The sequence below is a fragment of the Ensifer sp. EB106-03-01-XG145 genome (assembly GCF_058792075.1).
In genome coordinates this window covers 1645850-1666911 of the sequence record NZ_JBYTEC010000001.1, presented here as the reverse complement: position 1 = coordinate 1666911, position 21062 = coordinate 1645850, and the positions used below count along the sequence as shown (strand labels likewise).

18 protein-coding genes and 2 tRNA genes are annotated in these 21062 nt (G+C 61.4%); 10 read left to right on the top strand and 10 right to left on the bottom strand.

What is annotated here, in order from left to right; translation table 11 throughout:
* The first annotated feature begins 275 nt into the window (after nucleotides 1–275).
* Nucleotides 276–350 (top strand) — tRNA-Glu (locus tag AC3WWH_RS08125).
* A gap of 60 nt (nucleotides 351–410) precedes the next feature.
* Here AC3WWH_RS08125 and recJ read toward each other — a convergent pair.
* From recJ to AC3WWH_RS08105, 4 genes are all read right to left on the bottom strand, one after another.
* Nucleotides 411–2213 carry a single-stranded-DNA-specific exonuclease RecJ gene (recJ, locus tag AC3WWH_RS08120; protein WP_058320633.1) on the bottom strand — a complete coding sequence of 601 codons (1803 nt, stop codon included), beginning with the start codon at nucleotides 2211–2213 and terminating at the stop codon, nucleotides 411–413.
* A gap of 237 nt (nucleotides 2214–2450) precedes the next feature.
* Nucleotides 2451–3773, bottom strand: a complete 1323-nt coding sequence (locus AC3WWH_RS08115) for a homoserine dehydrogenase (RefSeq protein ID WP_058320632.1) — start codon at nucleotides 3771–3773, stop codon at nucleotides 2451–2453.
* A gap of 89 nt (nucleotides 3774–3862) precedes the next feature.
* Nucleotides 3863–5080 (bottom strand): LL-diaminopimelate aminotransferase, encoded by a 1218-nt coding sequence (locus tag AC3WWH_RS08110; RefSeq protein ID WP_058320631.1) that lies wholly within the window; start codon nucleotides 5078–5080, stop codon nucleotides 3863–3865.
* Between the two features lie 125 nt (nucleotides 5081–5205).
* A complete protein-coding gene (locus tag AC3WWH_RS08105) occupies nucleotides 5206–5514 on the bottom strand; it encodes a hypothetical protein (protein WP_057255859.1) in 309 nt (102 codons plus the stop codon).
* A 108-nt stretch (nucleotides 5515–5622) separates the two neighbouring features.
* Between AC3WWH_RS08105 and phaC the strand changes: the two genes are divergently transcribed.
* Genes phaC through radC form a run of 4 tightly spaced genes read left to right on the top strand, consistent with a single transcriptional unit; the run spans nucleotide 5623 to nucleotide 9868 of the window.
* On the top strand, nucleotides 5623–7473 hold the full coding sequence (gene phaC / locus AC3WWH_RS08100) for a poly(3-hydroxyalkanoate) polymerase subunit PhaC (RefSeq protein ID WP_058320630.1): 1851 nt from the start codon (nucleotides 5623–5625) through the stop codon (nucleotides 7471–7473).
* A gap of 19 nt (nucleotides 7474–7492) precedes the next feature.
* The gene (sfsA, locus tag AC3WWH_RS08095; protein ID WP_058320629.1) at nucleotides 7493–8212 is read left to right on the top strand and encodes a DNA/RNA nuclease SfsA; all 720 of its coding nucleotides are present in this window, start codon (nucleotides 7493–7495) and stop codon (nucleotides 8210–8212) included.
* A 31-nt stretch (nucleotides 8213–8243) separates the two neighbouring features.
* Nucleotides 8244–9083, top strand: a complete 840-nt coding sequence (gene map / locus AC3WWH_RS08090) for a type I methionyl aminopeptidase (protein ID WP_058320628.1) — start codon at nucleotides 8244–8246, stop codon at nucleotides 9081–9083.
* Nucleotides 9080–9868 (top strand): RadC family protein, encoded by a 789-nt coding sequence (radC, locus tag AC3WWH_RS08085; RefSeq protein WP_058320627.1) that lies wholly within the window; start codon nucleotides 9080–9082, stop codon nucleotides 9866–9868. Before map ends, radC begins: the two co-directional genes overlap by 4 nt.
* A gap of 13 nt (nucleotides 9869–9881) precedes the next feature.
* Here radC and AC3WWH_RS08080 read toward each other — a convergent pair whose 3' ends face one another.
* Nucleotides 9882–10925 carry a magnesium and cobalt transport protein CorA gene (locus tag AC3WWH_RS08080; protein WP_082640668.1) on the bottom strand — a complete coding sequence of 348 codons (1044 nt, stop codon included), beginning with the start codon at nucleotides 10923–10925 and terminating at the stop codon, nucleotides 9882–9884.
* Nucleotides 10926–11127: 202 nt separating this feature from the next.
* Here AC3WWH_RS08080 and sthA point away from each other — a divergent pair, with 202 nt between their 5' ends.
* Nucleotides 11128–12543: a Si-specific NAD(P)(+) transhydrogenase gene (sthA, locus tag AC3WWH_RS08075; RefSeq protein WP_057255851.1), complete on the top strand. Its 1416-nt coding sequence runs from the start codon at nucleotides 11128–11130 to the stop codon at nucleotides 12541–12543.
* Nucleotides 12544–12730: 187 nt separating this feature from the next.
* Complete coding sequence (locus tag AC3WWH_RS08070) at nucleotides 12731–13555, top strand: endonuclease/exonuclease/phosphatase family protein (protein ID WP_057256075.1); 825 nt, start codon at nucleotides 12731–12733, stop codon at nucleotides 13553–13555.
* 85 nt (nucleotides 13556–13640) lie between these two features.
* On the opposite strand, the gene tig is transcribed toward AC3WWH_RS08070, so the two are convergent.
* The 4 genes from tig to AC3WWH_RS08050 form a co-directional block, all read right to left on the bottom strand.
* Nucleotides 13641–15119, bottom strand: coding sequence for a trigger factor (tig, locus tag AC3WWH_RS08065; RefSeq protein ID WP_057255849.1), 1479 nt, complete (start codon nucleotides 15117–15119; stop codon nucleotides 13641–13643).
* Nucleotides 15120–15297: 178 nt separating this feature from the next.
* Nucleotides 15298–15382 (bottom strand) — tRNA-Leu (locus tag AC3WWH_RS08060).
* A 183-nt stretch (nucleotides 15383–15565) separates the two neighbouring features.
* Nucleotides 15566–16153 (bottom strand): GDYXXLXY domain-containing protein, encoded by a 588-nt coding sequence (locus tag AC3WWH_RS08055; RefSeq protein WP_057255847.1) that lies wholly within the window; start codon nucleotides 16151–16153, stop codon nucleotides 15566–15568.
* Nucleotides 16150–17259, bottom strand: coding sequence for a DUF2157 domain-containing protein (locus AC3WWH_RS08050; RefSeq protein ID WP_057255845.1), 1110 nt, complete (start codon nucleotides 17257–17259; stop codon nucleotides 16150–16152). Before AC3WWH_RS08050 ends, AC3WWH_RS08055 begins: the two co-directional genes overlap by 4 nt.
* Before the next feature lie 938 nt (nucleotides 17260–18197).
* Between AC3WWH_RS08050 and AC3WWH_RS08045 the strand changes: the two genes are divergently transcribed.
* The 3 genes from AC3WWH_RS08045 to trmFO all read left to right on the top strand — a co-directional run bounded on the left by AC3WWH_RS08045 (nucleotide 18198) and on the right by trmFO (nucleotide 20424).
* Nucleotides 18198–18341, top strand: a complete 144-nt coding sequence (locus AC3WWH_RS08045) for a DUF1127 domain-containing protein (RefSeq protein WP_065376908.1) — start codon at nucleotides 18198–18200, stop codon at nucleotides 18339–18341.
* 420 nt (nucleotides 18342–18761) lie between these two features.
* The gene (locus AC3WWH_RS08040) at nucleotides 18762–18905 is read left to right on the top strand and encodes a DUF1127 domain-containing protein (protein WP_082616298.1); all 144 of its coding nucleotides are present in this window, start codon (nucleotides 18762–18764) and stop codon (nucleotides 18903–18905) included.
* Between the two features lie 100 nt (nucleotides 18906–19005).
* Nucleotides 19006–20424 (top strand): methylenetetrahydrofolate--tRNA-(uracil(54)-C(5))-methyltransferase (FADH(2)-oxidizing) TrmFO, encoded by a 1419-nt coding sequence (gene trmFO, locus AC3WWH_RS08035; RefSeq protein WP_058320626.1) that lies wholly within the window; start codon nucleotides 19006–19008, stop codon nucleotides 20422–20424.
* Nucleotides 20425–20509: 85 nt separating this feature from the next.
* Here trmFO and AC3WWH_RS08030 read toward each other — a convergent pair whose 3' ends face one another.
* Complete coding sequence (locus tag AC3WWH_RS08030) at nucleotides 20510–20977, bottom strand: hypothetical protein (RefSeq protein ID WP_058320625.1); 468 nt, start codon at nucleotides 20975–20977, stop codon at nucleotides 20510–20512.
* Nucleotides 20978–21062: the final 85 nt, after the last annotated feature.

Here is a 21062-nt window from a genome sequence, read left to right as displayed (position 1 = left end):
TCGTCTATCGGTTAGGACACCAGATTTTCATTCTGGGAAGAGGGGTTCGACTCCCCTAGGGCGTGCCACTGTGTTGAATTTCTCCCCCACATCTCCAATATAGCTACGCAGCAAACTTGCGCTTGCGGCTCACTTTCGATCGAATCTCGCGACCTTGTCGCCGGAGCGATGCAGTTGGATTTATGTCGTCGTTTGCGCTGAAAAAGCATAATATCCGCAGCTGAATTGCTCACGGCCGCAAGACTGCGTTGCAAGTTCATCAGTCAGAAGCATGGGCGCCCATCGTCTAGCGGTTAGGACGCCGCCCTCTCACGGCGGCAACACGGGTTCGAGTCCCGTTGGGCGTGCCAATCCCTGCTCGCAAGAGCACCAGCCGCCGCTCAAATCTGAGCGATTCCTGTTCGGCGAGGTTACAGGGCCCTCGCCGCATCCGTGACGCGTAGCTGCACGCGGCGCTGACCTTGCCAAAGGTCCGCCGAGACCGAACCCGCCACATGAATAGACGTGCCGCGGCTCGCGAGCAGGAAATCGCCGAGTGGCGTCTCCGTTGCCCGGAACGCTATGCCGTCGAGCCGGCTGCCGTCCTGGCCCTCCAGCGTCACCTTGATGTGGTTGGCGCCCACCTGCCGGCTGTCGCGCAGCCGATGCTGCGGGAAGGCAAAGACCGGTTGCGGGTGCGCCGAGCCATAGGGGCCGGCCTGTTCCAGGAGATCGATAAGCTCCAGCGTCGCGCCGGAGGCGGCGAGCGCGCCATCGACCTTGAGCGTCTGGATGGCGACGAGATCGCGCACCGCCGCCTCCGCACGCTCCTCGAAGAATTGCCGGAGTTTGCCGAGCTTCGCACGCTCCACCGTCAGGCCGGCAGCCATCGCATGACCGCCGCCTTTGACCAGCAGGGCCCCATCGACGGCCGCCCGGACCATCTTGCCCATGTCAAAGCCATTGATCGAGCGGCCCGAGCCGGTGCCGCGGCCATTCGGATCGAAGGCGATGGCAAAGGTCGGCCGGCGGAATTTTTCCTTGATGCGGGCGGCGAGCAGCCCGACGATGCCGGGGTGCCAGTTTTCGCGCGCCGTAACGATCACCGAGGCGCCCTCGCCGGTGCCGTATTCCGCAAGAACTTCGGCCTCGGCCTCGGCCAGCATGACGGCTTCCATGGCCTGGCGTTCGCGGTTGAGTTCATCAAGCTGCGCCGCGATCTTTTCCGCCGCTCCGGCATCGTCCATCGCCAGAAGGCGGCTGCCGAGCGCTGCGTCGCCGATGCGGCCACCGGCATTGATTCGTGGCCCCACCAGAAACCCCAGGTGATAGGGCGTGACCGGACCGCCGATCGCCGCCTTCCTCAGCAGCGCCGCGAGCCCAACATTGCCCATGTGCCGCGCGGCAATCAGTCCCTTGACGACATAGGCCCGATTGAGGCCCTTGAGCGGCACGACATCGCAGACGGTCGCCAGTGCCACCAGATCGAGCTGCGCCAGCAGATCGAAGGATGCAACACGGCCATCGCCGGCATTGCGGAGAACGCGCAGCGCGTTGACGAGAACGAGATAGACGACGCCGGCGGCGCAGAGATGTCCCTGCCCGGAAAGATCGTCCTCCCGGTTGGGATTGACGAGCGCATGACAGGCCGGCAGCGCTGAGCCAACCTGATGGTGATCGATGACGACCACATCGATGCCGCGTTTCGCCGCCACCGCGAGCGATTCATCGCTCGTCGAGCCGCAGTCGACGGTCACGATAAGTTCGGCGCCGTTGTCGATCAGTTGTTCGATGGCCACGGGATTCGGCCCGTAACCCTCGAATATCCGATCGGGAATATAGATCTCCGCATCGATGCCGAAATGACGGAGGAAGCGGGTCATCAGTGCCGAAGAGGCGGCACCGTCGACGTCGTAATCGCCGAAGACCACGACCTTTTCGCGCCGCTTGATGGCCACTGCCAGGCGATCGGCGGCCTTGCGGCAATCGGTGAGCGTATCGGGATCCGGCATCAGCGACCGCAGCGTCGGATCGAGGAAGCTCGCCGCGTCGTCAAGCACGACACCGCGGCCGGCAAGCACGCGACCGAGCAGATCGGAATAGCCGTGGATCTGGCTGATGGCGAGCGCCCGGTTCTGGCCGGCCTGATCTAGCCGCGACACCCAGCGCTGACCGCTGATCGACTGCTCGACGCCGAGAAAGGCCCGCTGTACCGGATCCACCAATTCTTCCATGCTCGTCCACCCGCCTGCGCTTAACGTTTCTTAGCGCATAACCCCGAAAATCGTGACCGTTTTTGGAACGACATACACAGAGATCCACGTTCCGCGATCCCTTTTTGGCACCAACCTCCTGCCCTGCCCAAATCAGGAAGCCTCGCCGGCATGCTTGCACGACGAGGCTTCCATTCTATCGGTGGCAGTCCAGCGCTACGCGCCGTCGTGCCTTGCGGCCTGAGGGCTATGCCGTCCTCAGTTCGCCTTCGGGCGTTCGATGCGGATGACCTGCGGTTCGCCGACCAGATAGCCCTCGCCCTTGATCGCCTTGATGGCATCGCGAACGGAATGCTCCGAAGTCGCATGCGTGACCAGGATGATCGTCTGCGGCTCGCCGCCTTCCATGAGTTGCTTGGAGTGCTGCATGATCGATTCCAGCGAGATGCCGTTGTCCGCCATGCGGGTGGCGATGCTGGCGAAAACGCCGGTGCGGTCGACGACCTTCAGGCGGATGAAATAGCCGCCCTCGTGGCTCTGGATCTGTGCGCGCTTGTAGGGAAGCAGCGCATTGGTCGGACGGCCGAAGGCCGGAACGTGCTGGGCGCCGGGACGGCTCTTCGCAATGTCGGCGATATCGCCGAGAACCGCCGAGGCGGTTGCATTGCCGCCGGCACCGGGGCCGACCATCAGCAATTCGCCGAGAATGTCGGATTCGATCGCGACCGCATTGGTCACGCCGTCGACCTGCGCGATGACGGAATCATAGGGCACCATCGTCGGGTGGACGCGCTGCTCGATGCCGCTGTCGGTGCGCTGTGCGACGCCCAGAAGCTTGATCCGGTAACCGAGATCGGCTGCCGCATGGATGTCGTCGATCGAGATGTTGGTGATGCCTTCGAGGTAGATGTCGTCGGCCGCAATCGCTGTTCCGAAGGCAAGGCTCGTGAGGATCGACAGCTTGTGCGCCGTGTCGTTGCCTTCGATGTCGAAGGCGGGATCGGCTTCGGCATAGCCGAGGCGCTGCGCTTCCTTGAGGCAGGCTTCGAAGGAAAGCTCTTCCTTCTCCATCTTCGTCAGGATGTAATTGCAGGTACCGTTCATGATCCCGTAGACGCGCGAGATCGTGTTGCCGGTCATGGATTCGCGCAGAGCCTTGATGACCGGGATACCGCCGGCAACCGCCGCTTCGTAGTTAAGCAGCGCGCCCTTCTCCTCGGCGATCTTGGCGAGTTCGATGCCATGAGCCGCAAGCAGCGCCTTGTTGGCGGTCACGACATGAATGCCGCGCTCAAGCGCCGCCTTGACGGCCGAATAGGCCGGATCGCCCGAGCCGCCCATCAGCTCGACGAAGACGTCGATATCGGCGTCCCGCGCCAGCGAAACGGCATCTCCGAACCAGGTGGCCTTCGAAAGATCGACGCCGCGATCCCTGTTGCGGTCGCGCGCGGTTACGGCCGTGGTCTCGATTGCCCGCCCGCACGTTGTCGCAAGCATCTCGTGACGATCCTGGAGGATTCGCACGAGCGAGGCACCGACGGTACCCAAGCCCGCAATGCCGATTTTGAGGGCATCTGCCATAGCCATTTCCTAACATGTAGAGGGCGAGCCGCGAGAACCGCGGTGCCGGCGTGGAAGGAGGCGCACACGTAGCGCGCCTCCCGTCTTAATCACCTGTGTGCGTTGAGCGAGATGACGTTATGCATCGTCTCGTCGGCAGTCGACAGGAATTTCTTGATGTTGCGCGCCGCCTGGCGAATGCGGTGTTCGTTCTCGACGAGAGCGAGACGCACGTAGTCGTCGCCCTGCTCGCCAAAGCCGATGCCCGGAGCAACTGCCACATCAGCCTTCTCGACCAGGAGCTTCGAGAACTCGAGCGAACCGAGATGACGGAACTTTTCCGGGATCTTTGCCCAGGCAAACATGGTCGCTGCCGGCGGCGGCACTTCGAAGCCGGCCTTGCCGAAGCTCTCGACCATCACGTCGCGACGGCGCTTGTAGACGTTGCGGACTTCGGCGATGTCGCTGCCGTCGCCGTTCAGCGCCTGCGTGGCCGCCACCTGGATCGGCGTGAAAGCGCCGTAGTCGAGGTAGGACTTCACGCGCGTCAGCGCTGCGATCAGCCGTTCGTTGCCGACGGCAAAGCCCATGCGCCAGCCCGGCATCGAGAAGGTCTTCGACATCGAGGTGAACTCGACGGTGCAGTCGATCGCGCCCGGAACTTCCAGAACAGACGGCGGCGGCGCGTCGTTGAAGTAGATTTCCGAATAGGCGAGATCGGAAAGCACGATAATGTCGTGCTTCTTCGCGAACGCGATTACGTCCTTGTAGAAGTCGAGCGTTGCCACCCGCGCCGTCGGGTTCGACGGATAGTTGAGGATCAGCGCCAGCGGCTTCGGGATCGAGTGCCGCACGGCGCGTTCCAGCGGCCCGAAGAACGTTTCGTCGGGTTCGACCGAGATCGAACGGATAACGCCGCCCGCCATCAGGAAGCCGAAGGCATGGATCGGATAGGTCGGGTTGGGGCACAGGATCACGTCGCCGGGCGCTGTGATCGCCTGCGCCATGTTGGCGAAGCCTTCCTTGGAGCCCAGGGTGGCGACGACCTGCGTATCCGGGTTCAACTTGACGCCGAAGCGACGGGCGTAATAGGCGGCCTGGGCACGACGCAGCCCGGGAATGCCCTTCGACGACGAATAACGATGCGTGCGCGGGTCCTGAACGGCCTCGCAGAGCTTGTCGACAATCGACTGCGGAGTGGGAAGATCCGGATTGCCCATGCCGAGGTCGATGATGTCAGCACCGGCCGCTCGCGCGCTTGCTTTCAAACGGTTGACCTGTTCGAAAACATAGGGCGGCAAACGCCGGACTTTGTGAAACTCTTCCATCTCCAAACCTCATTTGGCGCACGCTCCCGCCAGCGGCTCAAGCCTTGGGAAACCGTGCGCTGTGGTGAACGGCCGTCCATGCGGCCATTGAACGCTTTGCGTCCAAATCACCGGAAAGGCAAGCGCTAATTCTGGATCTCTTTCAGCGTGTCGGTACCGTGCTGTTCGGCGAGTGCACGCATTTCTTTCAGACGACGCTGATATTCGGCCTCCGAGATCGCGCCGGACTTGCGCGCAGCGCCAAGCGACGTCAGGCGCGCCTGCATGTCGGCCGCCTCCTCATTGGTCATCTGCGTCGTCGCGGCCGGCTTCTGGCCATAGACCGAAGGATAGTTCTCGAAGTTTGTCTTCTGACTGTTGCAGCCTGCAAGCGTACCTAGCAGAACGATCCCGGCAAGCCAGGTGATGGAACGCTGTTTTCCGACGGCAAGCATACTGAAGACGACCTCTGTTTTGACACGCGACGATGCGCTAGCCCTTGTAATCATTTTCGGGCAGAATGTAAAAATACAAAACAAACAAGATGCTGTGGAGGACGCCGGGTGACAGCAGAGAGGAATGCGGAAGGCACCGCTGGCAAGGACGGCTTCACGGGATTCGACCCCAAATCCGTCGAACCTTATATCGTCAAAGACCCGGAAAGCCTCGCCATCAACCTCGCCCGCGCCATGGAGCAACTCGGCAAGGCAGCCTCCGCCTGGCTGGCGCCGCGTGAATCGGGACAGAAATCGGACGTCTTCGCCGAACCCGTCACCGACATGGTGAAAACGCTCTCCAAGGTCTCCGAGTACTGGCTTTCCGATCCCCGGCGCACGCTTGAAGCGCAGACGCACCTGATGGGCAGCTTCTTCGAGATCTGGTCGCGGACGCTCCACCGCATGTCCGGCGACGTCGGAATGCCGGAGCCTGCCGCTCTCCAGCGCACTGACAAGCGCTTTACCGACGAGGATTGGGTGAAGAACCCGTTCTTCGATTTCATCCGGCAGGCCTATTTCGTCACGTCGGATTGGGCCGAGCGCATGGTCGAGGACGCCGAAGGGCTCGACGATCACACCAAGCACAAGGCGGCTTTCTACGTCCGCCAGGTTTCGAGCGCGCTCTCGCCCACGAACTTCGTCACCACCAATCCGCAACTCTATCGCGAAACCGTCGCATCGAACGGCGCCAACCTCGTCAAGGGCATGCAGATGTTCGCCGAGGACGTCGCCGCCGGCCGCGGCGACCTCAAACTGAGGCAGACGGATACCAGCAAGTTCGCGATCGGCGAGAATATCGCAATCACGCCAGGCAAGGTCATCGCCCAAAGCGACGTCTGCCAGGTGCTGCAGTATGAAGCAACGACGGAGACGGTGTTGAAGCGTCCGTTGCTGATCTGCCCGCCGTGGATCAACAAGTTCTACGTTCTCGATCTCAACCCGCAGAAATCCTTCATCAAATGGGCCGTCGACCAAGGGCACACGGTGTTCGTGATCTCCTGGGTGAACCCGGATGAACGGCATGCGACCAAGGACTGGGAAGCCTATGCGCGCGAAGGCATCGGCTTTGCGCTCGATATCGTCGAGCAGGCGACCGGCGAGCGCGAAGTCGATGCCATCGGCTATTGCGTCGGCGGCACCTTGCTTGCGGCGACCCTCGCGCTGCATGCCGCCGAAGGCGACGATCGCATTCGCTCCGCGACCCTCTTTACCACGCAAGTCGATTTCACCCATGCGGGCGACCTCAAGGTCTTCGTCGACGAGGAGCAGATTCGCCAGATCGAACAGAACATGAGCGTGACGGGCTATCTCGACGGCTCGAAGATGGCGACCGCCTTCAACATGCTGCGCGCCTCCGAGCTGATCTGGCCTTACTTCGTCAACAACTACCTCAAGGGGCAGGATCCCCTTCCCTTCGACCTGCTCTACTGGAATTCCGATTCGACAAGGATGCCGGCCGCCAACCACTCCTTCTATCTGCGCAATTGCTACCTCGAGAACAAACTCTCGAAGGGCGAGATGATGCTGGCGGGCCGGCAGGTGTCCCTCGGCGACGTGAAAATCCCGATCTACAATCTCGCCACCAAGGAAGACCACATCGCCCCGCCGCGGTCGGTTTTCCTGGGCAGCTCTTCCTTTGGCGGCAAGGTCACCTACGTGCTTTCCGGCTCCGGCCACATTGCCGGTGTCGTCAACCCGCCGGACAAGGGCAAGTATCAGTTCTGGACCGGAGGCGCGCCAAAGGGCGAATTTGACGATTGGTTCAAGGCTGCGAAGGAAACGCCGGGATCCTGGTGGCCGCATTGGCACCAATGGATCGAGAAGCTCGACAAGAGGCGCGTTCCGGCCCGCAAGCCCGGCGGCCCGCTGAATTCGCTCGAGGAAGCGCCGGGCTCGTACGTTCGCGCCCGGGCATGAAACAGTTGCAGGACATGTCTTGATCTTCGACCCGCCGCTCGCACAGGCAACCCTCGTGCAGCGCTACAAGCGCTTTCTCTTCGATGCGATCCAGCCCGACGGTACCGCCATGACCGGCTCCTGCCCGAACACAGGCTCGATGCGAGGCCTGACGACGCCGGGCTCGCGCATCTGGATGTCGGAACACGACAGCCCGACGCGGAAATACCGTCACATGCTCGAAATCGTCGAAGCCGACGGCACACTCGTCGGGATCAATACCGGCTTGCCGAACCGACTCGCTGAAGAAGCCATTCGGCTGGGCCTCGTTTCCGATCTGCATACATATCAAGGCTTCGCGCGGGAACAGAGATACGGCCGCAATTCGCGGATCGATATCCTGCTCAGCGACGCCGATCGAGGCCTTGCCTATGTCGAGGTGAAGAACGTGCATTTCAGTCGCACGCCCGGTCTCGCGGAGTTTCCAGATAGTCCGACGGCACGTGGCGCCAAACATCTCGACGAACTCGGCGACATGGTCGCAGCCGGTCACCGCGCCGTCATGATCTATCTTGTGCAGCGCGGCGACTGCGACCATTTGAGAATCTGCCGCGATTTCGATCCGGCCTATGCGCAAGCCTTCGATCGCGCCATGGCGCGTGGGGTCGAGGCCTATGCGATCAAATGTCAGGTATCACCGACGCAAATCCGTCCGACCGGATTGATGGCAGTGGACGAAGGCGCCCTCGCTGCTCTATGAAATCCGACTTGGAACAAATGAGAGCTTTGGAATGGTGACTTACATCGAGGCAGGGTCTGCCCCCTACAAAAACACCGGCGTTATCCGGCTCTACGCACCGGAAGATTTTGAGGGCATGCGCAAGGCCTGCCAGGTGACGGCGCGCTGCCTCGACGAACTCGTTTCGCGCGTTCAGCCGGGCGTCACGACCGACGAGATCGATCGCTTCGTTTTCGAGTTCGGCATGGACAATGGCGCCCTGCCCGCGACGCTGAACTACCGCGGGTACACGAAGTCCTCCTGTACCTCGATCAATCACGTCGTCTGTCATGGCATCCCCAACGACAAGCCGCTGCGCGAGGGCGACATCGTCAATATCGACGTCACCTACGTCGTCGATGGCTGGCATGGCGACTCGAGCCGCATGTATCCGGTCGGCGAGATCAAGCGCGCGGCCGAGCGGCTGCTCGATGTCACCCATGAAAGCCTGATGCGCGGCATTGCCGCCGTACGCCCGGGTGCTCGCACCGGTGCCATCGGCGAGGCGATCCAGACCTATGCCGAAGCGGAACGCTGCTCGGTCGTGCGCGATTTCTGCGGCCACGGCGTCGGCAAGCTTTTCCACGACGCGCCGAACATCCTGCACTACGGCCGCGCCAACGAAGGCCCCGAATTGCGCGAGGGCATGATCTTCACTATCGAGCCGATGATCAATCTCGGCCGACCGCATGTGAAGGTGCTCTCGGATGGCTGGACCGCCGTTACCCGCGACCGGTCGCTTTCGGCGCAGTACGAGCACACGGTCGGCGTGACCGCCGCGGGGTGCGAGATCTTCACGTTGTCGCCGGCCGGCCTGTTCAAGCCGGGCCTCAACAACGTCGGCGCCGCATGAAGAAGCGTCCGATCTCCCCTGAAGGCGACGAAGCGCCATCGGCGGACGAGAGGACGTTTTTTCCGCGATTGCAGTTGGACGGGGGACCGGCGGCCAAGAAGACGCCGGCGCCCGAAGCGCATTATCACGGCCATCGCGATCGGCTGAGAGCGCGTTACCGCGAGCACGGCGACGCGGCGCTGGCGGACTACGAGATCCTGGAAATGCTCTTGTTCCGGCTGATCCCGCGCAAGGATACCAAGCCGATCGCCAAGGCGCTCATCAGCCGTTTCGGTACGCTTGCCGGCGTCTTCGGCGCGCCGATTGCGCTATTGCAGGAGGTGAACGGCATCGGCGAGGCCGTTGCCCTCGACCTAAAGCTGATCTCCACCATCGGCCATCGCACCCTGAAAAGCGAGCTTCGCCAGAAGCACCTTCTCTCCTCCTGGAGCGCCGTCATCGATTATTGCCACGCGGCAATGGCCTACGAAACCAAGGAGCAGTTCCGGATCCTGTTTCTGGACAAGCGCAACACGTTGATCGCCGACGAGGTGCAGCAGACCGGCACGATCGACCACACGCCTGTCTATCCGCGCGAGGTGGTCAAACGCGCACTCGAACTCTCCGCCACCGCGATCATTCTCGTGCACAACCATCCGTCCGGGGACCCGACGCCGTCGCGCGCCGATATCGACATGACCAAGCTGATCGTCGAAACGGCGAAACCGCTGGGGATCGCCGTGCACGATCACATCATCATCGGCAAGGATGGGCATGTCAGCCTGAAGGGCCTACGCCTGTTCTGACGGCGCAGCGCGATCAGAGCCACTTCGCGCGACGGAAGAGGCGAAAGAGCGTCAGGCACAAACCGATGATCACCGCCAGCACGACGAAGTAGCCGTAGCGGAACTTCAACTCCGGCATATCGTCGAAGTTCATGCCGTAGATACCGGCTATCGCCGTCGGCACGGCAAGGATCGCGGCCCAGGACGCCAGCTTGCGCGAAATTTCCGTCTGTTCGGATTGCCCGACCATCAGGCTCGCCTCGAAGGTAAAGGCAAGCACCTCGCGCAACGCATCGATATCCTCCTGGACGCGGCGCACGTGGTCCGTCACGTCACGGAACAGCGGCTGCAGCGCCGCATCCATGCCTGGCAGATCGATGTGCTCGTGGCGACGGCAGACATCGACGAGTGGCACCACGGCATTGCGCAACCTGAGAAGATTGCGGCGCATCAAGTAGAGCCGTTCGATGTCACCCTTGACCAGTCGCTCCCGCAACAGCCGATCTTCCAGTTCCTCGACCTCCTCATGGATCGCCTCGATGACCGGCATATAGTTGTCGACGATGAAATCGAGGATCGAATAGAGGATATAGTTTTCGCCATGGGCGAGTGCTGCCGGGGAAGATTCGCAGCGCTGACGCACCGCCATGTAGGACGTGGACGCACCGTGCCTGACCGAGACGACATAACCTCGCCCGACGAAGAGATGGGTCTCGCCGAAGGCGATCTCGTCACCAACCATGTGGGCGGTGCGCGCCACGACGAAGATCGAGTCGCCATAGATCTCTAGTTTTGGCCGCTGGTGCGCCTTGCAGGCGTCCTCAATCGCCAGGTCGTGCAGGTCGAACTCCTGCTGTATCTGGCGCAGCAGTTCCGCATCAGGCTCATGCAGCCCAATCCAGACCACCGCGCCCGGCCGCGAGCGCCATTTGCCGGCATCTTCGATGCCGATATCGCGTACCCTTACGCCGTTTTCATAGACCGCCGCCGCAACGACACCCGGCCGATGGTCCGGTTGCCGGATGACGCCCTCGTCGTCAGGCTGCGGCACCGCCCTGTTCGTCAGCTCCAATCCCATCGCCACCCTCCCAGGCAAATACGACACCGATGGGCCCGGCATGTCGTAACGAAGCCAAGCATACGCACATTCCCTTATATTCTCATCCAGCTGTTTCGGCTATGAAAACCACTTCATTAAACCGTGCCATTGACGGTATAGACGCTTGCAAGCGAGAGTTTTTGCGATGCACAACGATTCTTCCCTTCAAACGGAAATGCCCATGACTCAGTTCGATCTCATCGTCGTCGGAAGCGGGCCCGCCGGCCGCCGCGGCGCCATCCAGGCCGCCAAGCTCGGCAAGAAGGTCCTCGTCATCGAACAGGGAAAACGCGTCGGCGGCGTTTCGGTGCACACGGGCACCATCCCCTCCAAGACGCTGCGGGAGACGGCGCTCAATCTTTCCGGCTGGCGCGAGCGGGGCTTCTACGGGCGGGCCTATCGCGTCAAGCAGGAGATCAGCGCCGACGATCTCCGGCAACGGCTGATCATCACCCTCAATCACGAGGTCGAGGTCCTCGAACACCAGTTTGCCCGTAACCGCGTGCAGCAGATGCGCGGCAAGGCAAGCTTCGTCGATCCGACCACGCTCGAGGTCGTCAAGGACGACGGCGAGACCCTGCTTGTTTCAGGCACCAGCATCATGCTTGCCGTCGGCACCAAGCCTTTCCGTCCGGACTACATGCCCTTCGACGGCAAGAGCGTGCTCGACAGTGACGAACTGCTCGATATCGCAGAACTGCCGCGTTCGCTCGTCGTCATCGGCGCCGGCGTCGTCGGCATCGAATATGCGACGATCTTCAGCGCGCTCGACACGCACGTGACGGTCATCGACCCGAAGACAACGATGCTCGACTTCATCGACAAGGAGATCGTCGAGGATTTCATCTACCAGCTGCGCGATCGCAACATGAAGCTGCATCTCGGACAGAAGGCCGAGACGGTCGAGCGGCTCGACGATGGTAAGGTCCTGCTGACGCTCGACAATGGCCGCAAGATCGTCACCGACATGGTGCTTTTCGCCGCCGGACGCATGGGGGCAACCGATACGCTCAACCTGCCGGCCGCCGGGCTCGAGGCAGACAGCCGCGGGCGGCTCAAGGTCAATCCGGAGACGTTCCAGACATCGGTCCCGAACATCTATGCCGCCGGCGACGTCGTCGGATTCCCGAGCCTTGCCTCGACCTCTATGGAACAGGGCCGCATTGCGGCTCGCGTTGCTGTCGGCGCGATTGCCATGGAACCGCAGAAGTATTTCCCCTACGGCATCTACGCGGTGCCGGAAATCTCCACCTGCGGCCTTTCGGAAGAAGAGGTGAAGGAACGCGGCATCCCTTACGAATGCGGCATTGCCCGTTTTCGCGAGACCTCGCGCGGTCACATCATGGGTCTCGAATCCGGTCTTCTGAAGATGATCTTCTCGATGAAGACCCGCCGTCTTCTCGGCGTGCACATCATCGGCGAAGGCGCGACCGAGCTGGTCCACATCGGTCAGGCTGTGTTGAACCTCAAGGGCACGGTCGAGTATTTCGTCGAGAACACCTTCAACTACCCGACGCTTGCCGAAGCCTACAAGATTGCCGGCCTCGACGCCTGGAACCGCATGGGCGAGATCAAGCAGGAACTGCCGAAAGCGTAAGCCGCTAGCGACATATCTGAGCACGCATCAAACGACGACAACGGCAGTCAAAGGGATCCAATTCGATAGGTGACGAGCAATACCGCTTTGTCACCTATCGCCCAGAGCGCCGTTCAAGATTGCGTGCACGCCACCATGCCAGCGAATCGGGTAGCCTTGCCGCTCCTGATGAAGAGACATGAACGCCATGCGCATCCTTTCCCTCAATGCCTGGGGCGGCAAGCTCCATTCCCCATTGATGAGATATCTGGCGGAAGTCGACGCCGATGTCCTGTGTCTGCAGGAGATCGCGCGGTCGCCGACGACCGACGCCGAATGGCTCACCTATCGCGATACAGATGTCGAACTGCCGCAGCGCGCCAACCTCTTCGATGAGATCGCGGCAGCACTTCCTTGGCATGATGGCTGCTTCTGCCCGACGGCGCGCGGCACGCTCTTTGACGGCGACAGGCCGGTGGCCTCGGAATTTGGGCTCGCGACCTTCGTCCGACGCTCCCATTCCGTCATCGGTCAGGCGCTCGGCTTCGTGCATGGCAGCTTTTCATCCGAGGGCTGGGGGCCACATCCACGTGCCCGCAATGCCCATTGCATCCGCCTGTTCGACCATGATGCCGGCACGGCAATCACCATCGCCCAGATGCATGGCCTACGGGAGATCGGCGGCAAGAACGACACACCGGCACGGCACGCGCAGGCAGACGCGCTGGTAAACCTCATCCGTCAGGTCTGGCCGGGCGATGAGCGGCTTGTCGTGTGCGGTGACTTCAACGTGCTCCCGGACAGCGTGACCTTTCAGGTGCTCGCAGAGCTAGGGCTGACTGACCTGGTCGTTTCCCGTGGCCACACGGATACTCGGACGTCGCACTATCTGAAGGGCGGCCGCTTTGCCGATTACATGCTGGTGAGTGGCGAGGTTGATGTCGCCCGGTTCGATGTCGTCGAACGGCCGGAAGTCTCCGACCATCGCGCCCTCCTCCTGGACATCGGCCGGGCCATTTCGCCACGCCGCTGAGACGGCGACGTCACCGACGCCCCTCAAACGAAAAAAGCCCTGCCGCAAGCGGCAGGGCTTTTTGATTCCTAAGGCTTCGGTCCGATTACTCGGCGCTGTCGTCAGCGGCCTTCTTCTTGGCCGGAGCCTTCTTCTTCGGAGCGGCGGCTTCTTCGCCTTCGGCGGCTTCAGCCTTGGCAGCGGCCTTCTTCTTGGCCGGAGCCTTCTTGGCAGCCTTGCCTTCGCCCTCTTCGTCGTCAGCCGTCAGCTCTTCCTTGGAAACCGTCTTGTCGGTTACCGAGATTTCGCCGAGCAGGTGGTCGACGACCTTTTCTTCGAACAGCGGAGCGCGCAGCGAAGCGGCAGCACCGGGGGTGTTCTTGAAGTAGTCGAGGATCTGCTTTTCCTGGCCCGGGAACTGGCGGAGCTGTTCGAACAGCGAACGCTGCAGTTCGTCGTCGCTGACCTGGACGCCGGCCTTTTCGCCGATTTCCGAAAGAACCAGGCCGAGGCGAACGCGACGCTCGGCGAGCTTGCGGTATTCGGCGCGGGCTTCTTCTTCGGTGGTTTCTTCGTCAGCGAAGGTCTTGCCGGCCTGCTGCAGGTCGGTGTTGATCTGGCGCCAGATGTTTTCGAATTCGGCTTCGACGAGGCGCTCCGGCGTTTCGAACTGGTAGAGTTCGTCGAGCTGGTCGAGGATCTGACGCTTGACCTTCTGACGGGTCAGGTTGCCGTACTGGCTTTCGATCTGGCCGCGGACGATTTCCTTCAGCTTGTCAGCCGATTCGAGGCCGAGCTTGGTGGCCAGTTCGTCGTTGATTTCGATGTCCTGGGCGGCAGCGACGTCCTTGACGGTGATGTCGAAGGTCGCTTCCTTGCCGGCGAGGTTTGCGGCCGGGTAGTCAGCCGGGAAGTTGACAGTGATGGTCTTTTCGTCGCCGGCCTTCAGGCCAACGAGCTGCTCTTCGAAGCCCGGGATGAAGCGGTTGGAGCCGAGAACCAGCTCAGCGTCTTCGTCCTTGCCGCCGTCGAAGGCAACCCCGTCGACCTTGCCGAGGTAATCGATCGTGACGCGGTCGCCGTTGGCGGCCTTGCCCTTCTTCGATTCGTAGCTGCGGGCGCTTTCGGCGATCTTCAGGATCTGCTCGTTGACTTCCTCGTCAGCGATCTCGACGACTTCGCGGGTCACCTTGATGCCGCTCACGTCCTTGAGTTCGATCGCCGGGATGATTTCGTAGGCAACGGTGAACTCGAGGTCAGCTTCCGCGTTGAGGATCTTGTCGGCTTCGGCCTCGTCCTCGGTCATCGCGACTTCCGGCTGGGTCGCCGACTTCTCGCCGCGGCCCGACAGGATCTCGGTCGGCTTCTCGCGGACGATCTCATTGACGAGGTCAGCCATGATCGACTTGCCATAGACCTTCTTCAGGTGCGCAACCGGCACCTTGCCCGGACGGAAGCCGTTGATCTTCACACGGTCCTTCACTTCGGCCAGGCGCTCGTTCATCCGAGCTTCCATGTCCTTGGCCGGGATAACGACCTTGAGTTCGCGCTTCAGCCCTTGAGCGAGCGTTTCGATAACCTGCATGTTCAAACCTTCATTTCACGTTGACTGTGCTCTTCCCCTTCGAAAGGTCTGGCGAGCACGTGAGCCGATCCATTTGCCGGGAGTGGCTTTACGCAGTTCTGCAACCGTTTTGCAAGCAAAATGGCACTCCAGCCCCCTTCATCCTCGCAGAATCCGGACTTTAGGCGCGATCGCTGTCTGGTGCGGGTAGAGAGACTTGAACTCCCACGCCTTGCGGCACCAGAACCTAAATCTGGCGTGTCTACCAATTTCACCATACCCGCGTTCAGACAATCGCACCGCCTGACCGTATTTCCGCAAGTCCAACCAGCGGAATACCGCGGATACAATGGGCATGCTGAAAGTTCAGGGCTTTCCCGAGCGCGGCGTCTCTATATCACTCGTTTTCACGGGATCAAAGGGAAAATGCGGAATTCCACGACGGATCGGAGCGCGTTCGCGGAGCCTCAATAAAGGGGCTCTTCATAGACCGGGCTGCCATTGACCGCGATCTCGCGGATCTGTGCTCTGCCCTTGCCATCAACGCGGATGTTGACGGAGAGCGCCTCGGCATTGCGCGCCTCTTCCAATGTGCGCCCTTCGCCCTCCGGCACGTAGAAGCGCTCGATGCCATAGTCCACGGTCAAGGGTAACGGCGACGGCGACGGATAGTAGGAGAATGGAAGCGAGCGGAGCACGACGCTGTCGCCGGTCACCGGCAGCGGCTGGAACGACGCTTCTGTCGCCGTCCAGAAACCGTCTGGCTGCTTCGCCAGCCGAACATAGAGCATCACCTCGCCCGATTGTGTCGGAAGTCCACCTTTGAACAGTTCCGGCTGCAACCTTGAAATATCATAGCTCAGTATCACGTAGTCGCCTCTGAGCAGGTCGCGCGGATCGACGGGCACGGTCTTCAGAAGGACATCCCGCCCGCTTCTGAGGATCGAAGCCCTGCTTTCGATCATGTAACCGAGCGCCGCCGTCTGGACGCCGGCCACAAGCAGGGCGGCGAGCAGCGGGTTCAGCCAACGTCTGGTCGATGCACCACTGTTCATTGAGAAACCTCCGCCTGGCGCGTTCGCGCCATATGCCCCTCGATCCGAATGACCAGCCAGGCGATGCACGCGACGACCAGGCCCGAAATCAGGAAGAAGCCCGATGTGCCAAGCATCGATCCCAAGGTTTCGAAGGCGAGATAGAGAAGCTCGCCGGCAAAGGCGATGTAACCGAGATAACGCACCGCCCCGTTCTGCGCACCGGCAAGCGCAATGCCCAGGAGCGCAACCAACAGCGTGCCTGTTCCGGTCGCGACCTCCGTCGTCACCCCAACCGCCTCGTATTGAAGTCCGGTGAAACCAAGCAGGGCGAGCGCGAAGGAATAGAAAGCGGGCGCTGAACCCGCCTCGAGCGCAAGTTGGCGCACGGGCGAACCCGGCAGGGTCGCCGCCAGAAAGGCCGCAAGGCCGAGGACTGCGAGGCCGACCGCGAAAGCAAGTGACGGACTATCCAGATAAAGCCAGCCGAGCCAGGAAAGGACGAGCAGATAGGCCAGATGCCGGGCCCTGCCCGCCTCCGTGAAGCGGACCAGAAGAACGACGATCACGGCCAGAACCGGCACGGACCACAAGTGCCAGTCAGAAGCCGTGCTGAAACCATTTTCCGTCAACATGGTACCGAAATAGAACCAAGCGAGCCCGCCAGCGGCCGTTGCCATCGCTGCAGAGCGAAACGCGAGCGCCGAAAGGCAGGCGCCAACGAACCAGAGCAGCGCTGCATCCGCCGCATCGCCCGACAAATGATACATCTGCCCGATGAGCGCGATGCCGCCGCCAAAGGCCGCCGCGCCCAGAACCAGCGCCGCGGCGGCAAATGTCGTCCTGCCATTCTGGATCAGCCAGGCAGCGGCGAAGTGGAAGCCCCAGATCAAGGCGACGATGCCGGCGACGCGCGCGAGGCGCGGCAGTTCCTCCCAATTGGCGGCAACAAGCAACAGGATCGATGCGGATAACAGAAGGGCCGCCAGCATAAGCAGGACGCGCCCTGCCCGGAACGTCGACTCGCGTCCGTCATACTCGGCAAGCATGGCGCGCGCGGCATCTTCCTGCAGCAGCCCCTTGTCGATCCAGTGTTTGAAGTCTCGCTCGAGACGCGCGCGATACATCCTGCCCCCAGCCCTAAGAATCCAATGCTTGAAATGATCCCGTTGCGTCACCAGCTAACCACGTATCGGCGCGGAAACACAATCGCTCTGTCGCGACTGAGGCCCCGAGCCGAAAGGGACTGATGAACGGCTTGCGCGATGCGCATATCTTCCATGCGGATATTGCACTGCACAAATCGATTTAAAGCCCCTATATTCAAATCATCAAAGGCGAACGACGGCATGAAGCCAGACGGTCGCCGGCGGAAGCGGCCAACCGCCTCAGTTTACTGAGAAAGGCCCGGGCAAAACCCGAGAGAATTCGGTCGAGCGTACTCCTCCTCCCAACGCTCCTCCGATCAGATTGGCAACACTCCTCCTCCCAGTTGCCAATCACTTCAAATGACGCTCGCTGGACCTCCTCCCCCAGCGGGCGTTATTGTTTTCAGCCCTCCCCCAGCAAGAAAATCTCCGACTTTGCGCAATTGCACAATATTCGTGCACACTTTCTCTGTATTCGCTCGCAGCCATGCACTCGATGCATAGGTGCCATTCTGGATCAGCGCTACCCTTCCGCCCGACTCCATACTATCTTCAACTCATCGATCGGGGCGGCGCACTCCTCCTCCCAGCGCCCCTCGATTTGGATCGGCGACACTCCTCCTCCCGGTTGCCGATCAGAACAAAGCGACGCTCGCTGGATCTCCTCCCCCAGCGGGCGTTGTTTGTTTTCCGGCCCTCGATTTGGGTCGAAAGCTTCAATCATCAGAACCTGATTGCAGATGCGTTTCGAACGCCATCCGACATCTGTCCGCCGCGCTCAGGCTTGCACGTGCTGCATGGGTGCGATGCAGCATTATCTCTGTAACTTCTGCTCAAAACGATTATATTCCAGACCATCAGATGACGGCCAGCAAGAGAGATGAGCGCTGGCACACGACCCTAGAAAGGATAGGATCATGAACCTCGCACGTTCTTTCAACAATTGGCGCAAGTATCGTCAGACCTGCAACGAACTCGGCCGCATGAGCGACCGTGAGCTGAGCGACCTCGGCATCGGCCGCGGCGACATCCCCTACGTTGCTCGCCAGGCGATCAAGTAATTCAGGCTGCGCTTCAAGCGCGACCGACCTCCAGTAAACGCCCTCCGGTTCATTCCGGGGGGCGTTTTCTTTTGCCTCTTGCTCTGGCATCACCGCCGCCCTTTCGCACGTGCGAAATGCTGTTGCGCACCTCGCCGGCGAGCAGCGAGCACCACCCTCGTGCCACGCATTGCAACCGCTCGCGCTCCAATTCCAAAAACATATGAAAAACAAAACACTAGAGCGTAGTGATCCGCATTTTAATCAATCGTTAATTGATGCCACCTTTTGAAGCGGTGCCCATCTATGCGGCGATGCACTGCACAAATGCATAGCAGCTGCATTTTCTTTGCACTCCACCTTCTAATTAGACAAGCGTATAAGAACCTCAACGACGCAGACAGATGGCTGTCGCGACAAACCGATCTTGAGGAAAAAGTCATGAACCCGATTCGTATCGCAAAAAGCTGGATCAACTACCGCCGCACCGTCAGCGAGCTCGGCAACCTGTCGAACCACGCTCTCAGTGATATCGGCATCACCCGCTACGATATCCGCAACATTGCGGCCCGTTCCTTCCGTTAATCTCAACGGTTCGAACTGACTTCCAAAACGGCGCCCTTCGGGCGCCGTTTTCGTTTATTGACATTGGAACGAAGGGCCGAGCCGTGATAGGAAGCCGCCCATGAGCAAAGACACCTCTTCCCATTCTCCCATCCATGTCGTCGGCGGCGGCCTTGCCGGTTCGGAGGCTGCCTGGCAGATCGCCGAGGCCGGAGTCCCGGTCATACTGCACGAGATGCGCGGCGTGCGCGGCACCGATGCGCACAAGACCGACGGTCTCGCCGAACTCGTCTGTTCCAACTCGTTCCGCTCGGATGACGCGACCAGCAATGCGGTTGGCGTGCTGCACGCGGAAATGCGCCTTGCCGGCTCGCTGATCATGAAGTCCGCCGATGCCAACCAGGTTCCGGCCGGCGGCGCGCTCGCCGTCGATCGCGACGGCTTCTCTGACGCCGTCAGCGCCGCGATTGCCGCCCATCCGCTGATCACGGTCGTGCGCGAAGAAATCACCGGCCTGCCGCCGAGGGAATGGGATCTTGCGGTCATCGCAACCGGCCCGTTGACGGCACCCGATCTTGCAGAAGCCATCCGCACGGAAACGGGCGCCGATGCGCTCGCCTTCTTCGACGCCATCGCGCCGATCGTCTACACCGAGACGATCGACATGGACGTCTGCTGGTACCAGTCGCGCTACGACAAGGTCGGCCCCGGCGGCACCGGCAAGGACTACATCAACTGCCCGATGACCGAGGAGCAGTACAACGCCTTCGTTGACGCGCTGGTCGCCGGCGACAAGACCGGCTTCAAGGAGTGGGAAGGTACGCCCTATTTCGATGGCTGCCTGCCGATCGAGGTCATGGCCGAACGCGGCCGCGAGACTCTACGTTACGGACCCATGAAGCCGATGGGCCTCACCAACGCCCATACCCCCACGGTCAAGCCCTATGCCGTCGTGCAGCTGCGCCAGGACAACGCGCTTGGCACGCTCTACAATATGGTCGGCTTTCAGACGAAGCTGAAATACGGCGCCCAGGCGGAAGTCTTCCGGATGATCCCGGGCCTGGAGAATGCCGAATTTGCACGCCTCGGCGGCCTGCACCGCAACACCTACATCAATTCGCCAACGCTGCTCGACCGAACGCTGACGCTGAAGTCGCGCCCGGGCCTGCGCTTTGCCGGTCAGATCACCGGCTGCGAAGGATACGTGGAGAGCGCCAGCATCGGCCTGCTCGCCGGGCGCTTCGCCGCCGCTGAGCGCAAGGGCGCGACTTTGGCCGCACCGCCAGCGACCACCGCCTTCGGCGCGCTGCTGAACCATATCACCGGCGGGCACATCGTTTCCGACGATGAGCCGGGCAAACGTTCGTTCCAGCCGATGAACGTCAATTTCGGCCTGTTCCCGCCGCTCGATCCGGGAGCAATCACCAAGCCGGAGGGCGCCAAGCGCTTCCGTGGCAAGGAAAAGGCCGCTGCCAAGAAGCAGGCAACGGCGTCGCGTGCGCTCGCCGATTGCGCCGCATGGCTCGGCAAGTCCGCCTGACGGCGAATATGAGACCAGAACAACGAAACGGCCCGCTCGTGATACCGCCAGCGGGCCGTTTCTTTTGAATGGAACTGTGAAGTCGCTACTCGCTCGACTGCGCTGCAGGGGACGGTTCCGAGTTGGGCTGCGTGAATTCCGATTTCGGGTTGAAGCTGCCGAGCAGCCAGAGAGAAACTTCCGCCGCCTCGCCGGCGTTCTGGAACTCGAAGGCATTGTCCAGATAGGCAAAGTCGGGGAAATGCACGATCAGCCCACGGCCGGTCTCAGAGCTGTTCACCCGGACCTTTCCAGGCTGGATGACGTGGCAGACATAGTGCGTGCCATGCGATTGGATGAAGCCCGCCTTGCCGTCGTGCAGCCTCAGGAAGATCGCCTTCCGATCCGCGGTGGAATGCAGTGCCCGGATCGCCTCATCCGGAAATGCGCGCCCGAATTCCACCATCGCAGAACCTGCATCGGGATTGTCCCAATCCCGCTCGGCACGAGCGTTCATCCACATGTAGAATGCGCCGGCCAGAACAATGACGGCGATGAGCAATAACCAAAGCATCCGCGGGCGCTCCCCTTCGCTCGGCATGACGCCGATAAACCGCTTCTATAGACTACGAGGCTTGTGCCAATTTGGCGTCCCGTCG

Bases quoted from the DNA above. Each gene is read 5' to 3' on its own strand.
- recJ (WP_058320633.1), bottom strand. From the start codon at position 2,213: ATGGAAGAATTGGTGGATCCGGTACAGCGGGCCTTTCTCGGCGTCGAG.
- AC3WWH_RS08115 (WP_058320632.1), bottom strand. From the start codon at position 3,773: ATGGCAGATGCCCTCAAAATCGGCATTGCGGGCTTGGGTACCGTCGGT.
- AC3WWH_RS08110 (WP_058320631.1), bottom strand. From the start codon at position 5,080: ATGGAAGAGTTTCACAAAGTCCGGCGTTTGCCGCCCTATGTTTTCGAA.
- AC3WWH_RS08105 (WP_057255859.1), bottom strand. From the start codon at position 5,514: ATGCTTGCCGTCGGAAAACAGCGTTCCATCACCTGGCTTGCCGGGATC.
- map (WP_058320628.1), top strand. From the start codon at position 8,244: ATGGTGACTTACATCGAGGCAGGGTCTGCCCCCTACAAAAACACCGGC.
- radC (WP_058320627.1), top strand. From the start codon at position 9,080: ATGAAGAAGCGTCCGATCTCCCCTGAAGGCGACGAAGCGCCATCGGCG.
- AC3WWH_RS08080 (WP_082640668.1), bottom strand. From the start codon at position 10,925: ATGGGATTGGAGCTGACGAACAGGGCGGTGCCGCAGCCTGACGACGAG.
- sthA (WP_057255851.1), top strand. From the start codon at position 11,128: ATGACTCAGTTCGATCTCATCGTCGTCGGAAGCGGGCCCGCCGGCCGC.
- AC3WWH_RS08070 (WP_057256075.1), top strand. From the start codon at position 12,731: ATGCGCATCCTTTCCCTCAATGCCTGGGGCGGCAAGCTCCATTCCCCA.
- tig (WP_057255849.1), bottom strand. From the start codon at position 15,119: ATGCAGGTTATCGAAACGCTCGCTCAAGGGCTGAAGCGCGAACTCAAG.
- AC3WWH_RS08055 (WP_057255847.1), bottom strand. From the start codon at position 16,153: ATGAACAGTGGTGCATCGACCAGACGTTGGCTGAACCCGCTGCTCGCC.
- AC3WWH_RS08050 (WP_057255845.1), bottom strand. From the start codon at position 17,259: ATGTATCGCGCGCGTCTCGAGCGAGACTTCAAACACTGGATCGACAAG.
- AC3WWH_RS08045 (WP_065376908.1), top strand. From the start codon at position 18,198: ATGAACCTCGCACGTTCTTTCAACAATTGGCGCAAGTATCGTCAGACC.
- AC3WWH_RS08040 (WP_082616298.1), top strand. From the start codon at position 18,762: ATGAACCCGATTCGTATCGCAAAAAGCTGGATCAACTACCGCCGCACC.
- trmFO (WP_058320626.1), top strand. From the start codon at position 19,006: ATGAGCAAAGACACCTCTTCCCATTCTCCCATCCATGTCGTCGGCGGC.
- AC3WWH_RS08030 (WP_058320625.1), bottom strand. From the start codon at position 20,977: ATGCTTTGGTTATTGCTCATCGCCGTCATTGTTCTGGCCGGCGCATTC.